Genomic DNA, 4,962 nt, shown 5'->3' on the forward strand with positions numbered 1-4,962 from the left:
TTTTTTTACAAATTATCATACATTTCTATATAATCCATATCCTTCATATCAGGATTCATATCATTAAATAGTCTTGTGGTTAGGTATTTTGCTGAATTGTAACCAAGATTCTTTTGCCTTAGGTTTCTTACCGCAACTTCAATTATCATAGCCACATTTCTACCAGGTTTTACAGGTACTGTCAATATCGGAACTTCATTTCCTAGTATATTTTCATAAGTGTCTTCTAATCCTAATCTGTCATATTCGACATTCTCTTTCCAATTTTCCAGATGAATGATTAGGTCTATATTTGTTTCTGTTTTTACAGAACCAACCCCATACAACCTACGTATATCCAAGATACCAATACCTCTTATCTCCATAAAGTGTCTGATATTTTCTGGACTTGTACCAACTAATTGATTATCAACTCTTCTTATTTCTACAACATCATCAGATACTAGCCTATGTCCCTTTGTAATAAGGTCTAGGGCTGTTTCAGATTTACCAACTGAAGACTCACCTCTTATGAGCACACCTGCACCATAAACCTCCATTAAACCTGCATGAATAGAAATCTCTTGGGCTAAATGTTTTTCTAGATACATATTTAGTTTACTGGATAGCCTAGTTGTTTCTAGTTCAGAAATTAATACTGTTTTATTATAATAATTTGCTAGGTCTAGGATATCTCTAGTCACTTCCCTGTCATAAGAGAATATTAAACATGGTATATCTGCAGTAAAAATCCCTCTAAATCTTTCGTATCTAAGTCCAGGTGTCATTCTCATGTAGTATCTATATTCTACATTACCAATAATCTGGATTCTTTTATAAGGAAATCCCTCCATATATCCAGATAATTGAAGGCCTGGTCTATTAATGTTTTTATCACTTATTTCAATCTCATCATAGTCTCTAGATTTTTCTATAACTTTTAAACCTAAGTCTTCAACTAATTGAGATAATTTTACACTTTTAGCCATTATTCTCTCCAAAATATTTTATAATATTGTCTGCTACTTGTTCATTTATATTTTCTACTTGTAAAAGTTCTTCCTTACTTGCCTTTTTAATATTTGCAACAGAAGCAAACTTTTTAAGTAAGGCTTGAATTCTCTTTGGTCCTAAGCCTGGTATTTTTGTTAGTTCAGATTCAAATAAATTTTTCTTCCTTAAGGTATTGTGATACCCCAAAGCAAACCTATGGACTTCTTCTTGTATATCGTACATAAACCTATAAATTGCAGTTTCGCCTGCAAGTTCATATTCTTTATTATTATATATGATAGCCCTGGTCTTGTGTTTGTCATCTTTGGCTAGACCTATGACGGGGATATCTATATTGAAGTCTTTAAGAGTTTTTAAGGCTATATTTACCTGACCCTTGCCACCATCCATGATTATTAAGTCTGGTTTTTTACCGAATGAAGTAGATGCATCATCTTTTTCAAGCCTTTTAAGTCTTCTACTTAAAACTTCTCTCATAGATGCATAGTCATCAGGGCCTTCAACTGTTTTTATCTTAAATTTCCTATAGTCTTTTTTACTCTTTTTCCCCTCTACGTATACAACCATAGATCCCACAGAATCCACACCAGATATATTTGATATATCATAAGCTTCTATCCTATCTATTGGATTAATATCGAGAAAGTCTTCAAGTTTCTTCAAGCCTAGATTTTTATTTCTTTCCCTTACTTCTAGTTTCTTCATATATTCATACATCATTTTTTCAGCATTTTCACTAGCAAGGTCTAGGTAGGCTTTTTTCTTACCTCTTTGAGGCTTTTTGAGCTCTACTTTTCTTCCTTTTTTTTCAGAAAGAATCTTTTCTATAGCTTCTTTTTCTCTTGGAAGTTCAAGCATAAGTATTTCTCTAGGTATATAGGTCATATCAAAATAAAACTGCTTCATAAAAGAAGACATAATATCTTGGTCCTCTTCTTTAAATTCATTTTCAATAATAAAATGTTCCCTATCTACTATTTTACCTGCTCTCATGAAGAACACTTGTATAGTTACATAAGACTTTGCCTTGGCCATAGAAACAATATCTAAATCATCTGCACTTACAGAGCTTACCTTTTGTCTTTCCATAACCGAATCAACTGATTCAATATAATTTTTGTATTCTAAGGCTCTTTCAAATTCTAAGTTTTTAGAATAGTCATACATTCTTTCTTCCAATATGTCTGTCAAAATTGAAGGATTACCCTTTAGAAAAGTCCTTACTTTTTCAACATTTTTCATATATTGGTCCCTATCATTAAAATCATGGTCAGGATCATTATATTTGTAAAGAAACTGTTTTAAAGGCGGTCTCTTATTCTTCCCATAAGATTGAAGATTTTTATCTAATCTTAGTCTAAAAATGTTTTGCAATAGTCTTATTACATCATTTACTGCATAGGCATTCGGATAGGGTCCAAAGTATTCATTGCCATCTTTTTTCACCTGTCTTACCTTTTCTATCCTTGGAAATTCTTCATTTGTAAGCATGATATAAGGATATTGCTTGTCATCCCTAAGCAAGATATTGTAGTGGGGCCTGTGCTCTTTTATAAAGTTTGATTCAAGCACAAGCGCCTCCGCCTCATTATCTACAATTATATATTCGAATTGGTCAATCTTTTCAACCATCTTTATAACTTTTCTAGACTTACCACTATCACTATTAAAGTATGATCTTACCCTATTTTTTAAGTTTTTTGCTTTTCCTACATATATGATATTTCCATCCTTATCCTTCATCAGGTAAACACCTGGTGAATCAGGTAGTCTGGAAAGTTCATATTTTAGATCTTTCATTTATTTAAATTTCCTTGCTTATCTTTTCAAGATATTTTACCTCATCAGCATTTAGTTCATCTTTTAAGCCTTCAAAGGATTTTTTATTGTAGTCATTTAGCCAATCTAGTTCCCATTGATCTAACATTTCTTTCACAATTGGTCTTGTATCAAGTGGTAGGTATAATAGACTTTCTAATTCTAAGAAGTCTTTTTCTTCTGCTTTTTTTACAAATACAATATTTTCTAATCTAATACCATGTGAACCTGCTACATACATACCTGGTTCTATTGAAAATACCATACCTTCTTGTAAGGCATATCCTTGGTCTCTTCTTGAAATTGACATTGGTCCTTCATGGACACCAAGTATAAAGCCAACCCCATGACCTGTACCATGGTTGAAGTCTTTACCTACCCTATATAATGGATACCTAACTATAGCATCAACATAGGCCCCTGTATTTCCTTTTTTGAACTTAGCTGTCATCCCAGCTATATGAGCCTTCATTGTAAGGGTATAGTCAATTTTTTCTTCTTCAGTCAATTCACCCAAAGCTACAGTTCTTGTGATATCAGTTGTACCATCTAGATATTGTCCGCCTGAGTCAACTAGGTATAAACCTTTAGTTTGTAAGGTCGCTGGCACTACCTTATTTGGGTCATAGTGTGGCATCGCTGCATTTGGACCATAAGCTGAAATAGTTTCAAAGGATACTTCTAAAAATCCGTCTTGTTCTTTTCTATAGTCCAATAGTTTATTTGAAGCAAAAACTTCATCTATATTTCCAGACTTAACACCTGCATCAATCCAATTAAAGAACTTGGTCAAGGCTATAGCATCCTTATGGAAGGCTTTTTTAGCATGTTCAATCTCTGTATCAGTCTTTATCATCTTCATAAGGGTTGTTAGATTTGTTCCCTTATTTATTCTTACATTTTTATTTAATTTTTCATAAACATCAACATTAGTCCTTGCAGGATCTAAAAATACAGTCTTAGTTCCAGGTATCTTATTCATAAAGTCAAATATAAAGTCGTAGTCATAAACTTCTACTTGGTTTACTCTTAGGTATTCTTTAACTTGATAGTCTAGTTTTTCTTCCTTTATGAATAAGTAACTTTGATTTTGACTTACCACTGCATAGGCAAAGAAAACTGGTGTTGCATATATGTCTGAAGCTCTTAGGTTGAATAGATAAGCAATGTCTTCTAAGGCTCCAATGAAGGTATAGTCTATTTCTTTTTCTTTCATGGTAGCTCTTAATTCTTCAACCTTATCTTGGTAGGACTTACCTGTATACTTATCATCTAAGATCCATAGTTGAGATTGGTCTAAGGCTGGTCTATCTGTCCAAATATCAGAAATCAAATCTGCATTTGTTACTAATAACCTAGATCCAATTTCTTTGTTTATATGGTTGTAATGTTCTAGTGATAATACCCTACCATCAACTCCAATCTTGCCAAATTCTGAGACTTCTTCCTTCAAAAATTCAATATAATTTATGTCTTCACCCATTCTATATAATTTAAAAGGAGAATTTTTCAATTCATCTTCAGCTTGGATAAAGTATCTTCCATCTGTCCAAAGTCCAGCCTTGTCCATTGTTATAACTGCTGTACCAGCTGATCCTGTAAAGCCAGATATATATTGTCTACTCTTGTAGAAATCTGCTAGGTATTCAGATTGGTGTGGGTCAGATGTAGGCACAATATAAGCTTCTATATTTCTTTCAGCCATTAAATCTCTTAGTTTTTCAACTCTTTCAAATATACTCATAATTTTCTCCTTTTCTTATATTACTTGATATTTTTTAAGGGACTTGTAAATCCCTTCATTGTCATTTGTATCAGTGATATCTGTTGCTAACTCTTTTATCTCCTCAGCTGCATTTCCCATCGCTATGCTATACTTGGCAACTTCTAGCATATGGTAATCATTCATACCATCTCCAAAGGCCATAGTGTGGTTAAAATCTTTTTCTATAAATTCTAAGGCATTTCCCTTACTTACATCCGACCTAAATATTTCTAGTATAAAGTCTAGGGATGGTACAACTGTAAAATCTTCTCCAAGGTCTGCTTGTAATTTTTTATAATTATCTGCAATATATTTTGGATTTGCAGTATTTAAAACCTTGTCTATTGGCCAGTCTACATAATCTTTCAAAGATCCAACATTTTTCA

General features: G+C 32.7%; 4 protein-coding genes. All 4 read right to left on the reverse strand.

The genetic code is table 11. The features are described from left to right. Positions 1–5: 5 nt before the first annotated feature. Positions 6–968 carry an HPr(Ser) kinase/phosphatase gene (hprK, locus tag Q0U66_RS05420; protein ID WP_297378401.1) on the reverse strand — a complete coding sequence of 321 codons (963 nt, stop codon included), beginning with the start codon at positions 966–968 and terminating at the stop codon, positions 6–8. Then, positions 961–2,793 carry an excinuclease ABC subunit UvrC gene (gene uvrC / locus Q0U66_RS05425; RefSeq protein ID WP_297378404.1) on the reverse strand — a complete coding sequence of 611 codons (1,833 nt, stop codon included), beginning with the start codon at positions 2,791–2,793 and terminating at the stop codon, positions 961–963. The genes hprK and uvrC overlap by 8 nt, the downstream gene beginning before the upstream one ends. A gap of 4 nt (positions 2,794–2,797) precedes the next feature. Further along, a complete protein-coding gene (locus Q0U66_RS05430; RefSeq protein ID WP_297378406.1) occupies positions 2,798–4,555 on the reverse strand; it encodes a M24B family metallopeptidase in 1,758 nt (585 codons plus the stop codon). 15 nt (positions 4,556–4,570) lie between these two features. Then, on the reverse strand, positions 4,571–4,962 hold a 392-nt coding region (locus Q0U66_RS05435; RefSeq protein WP_297378409.1), incomplete at its 5' end, for an HAD hydrolase family protein.

Source organism: uncultured Helcococcus sp., assembly GCF_946998255.1.
Taxonomy (GTDB): Bacteria; Bacillota; Clostridia; order Tissierellales; family Peptoniphilaceae; genus Helcococcus.

Excerpts from the sequence above, each read along its gene's own strand:
- Q0U66_RS05430 (WP_297378406.1), bottom strand. The coding sequence starts at position 4,555 with ATGAGTATATTTGAAAGAGTTGAAAAACTAAGAGATTTAATGGCTGAA.
- uvrC (WP_297378404.1), bottom strand. The coding sequence starts at position 2,793 with ATGAAAGATCTAAAATATGAACTTTCCAGACTACCTGATTCACCAGGT.
- hprK (WP_297378401.1), bottom strand. The coding sequence starts at position 968 with ATGGCTAAAAGTGTAAAATTATCTCAATTAGTTGAAGACTTAGGTTTA.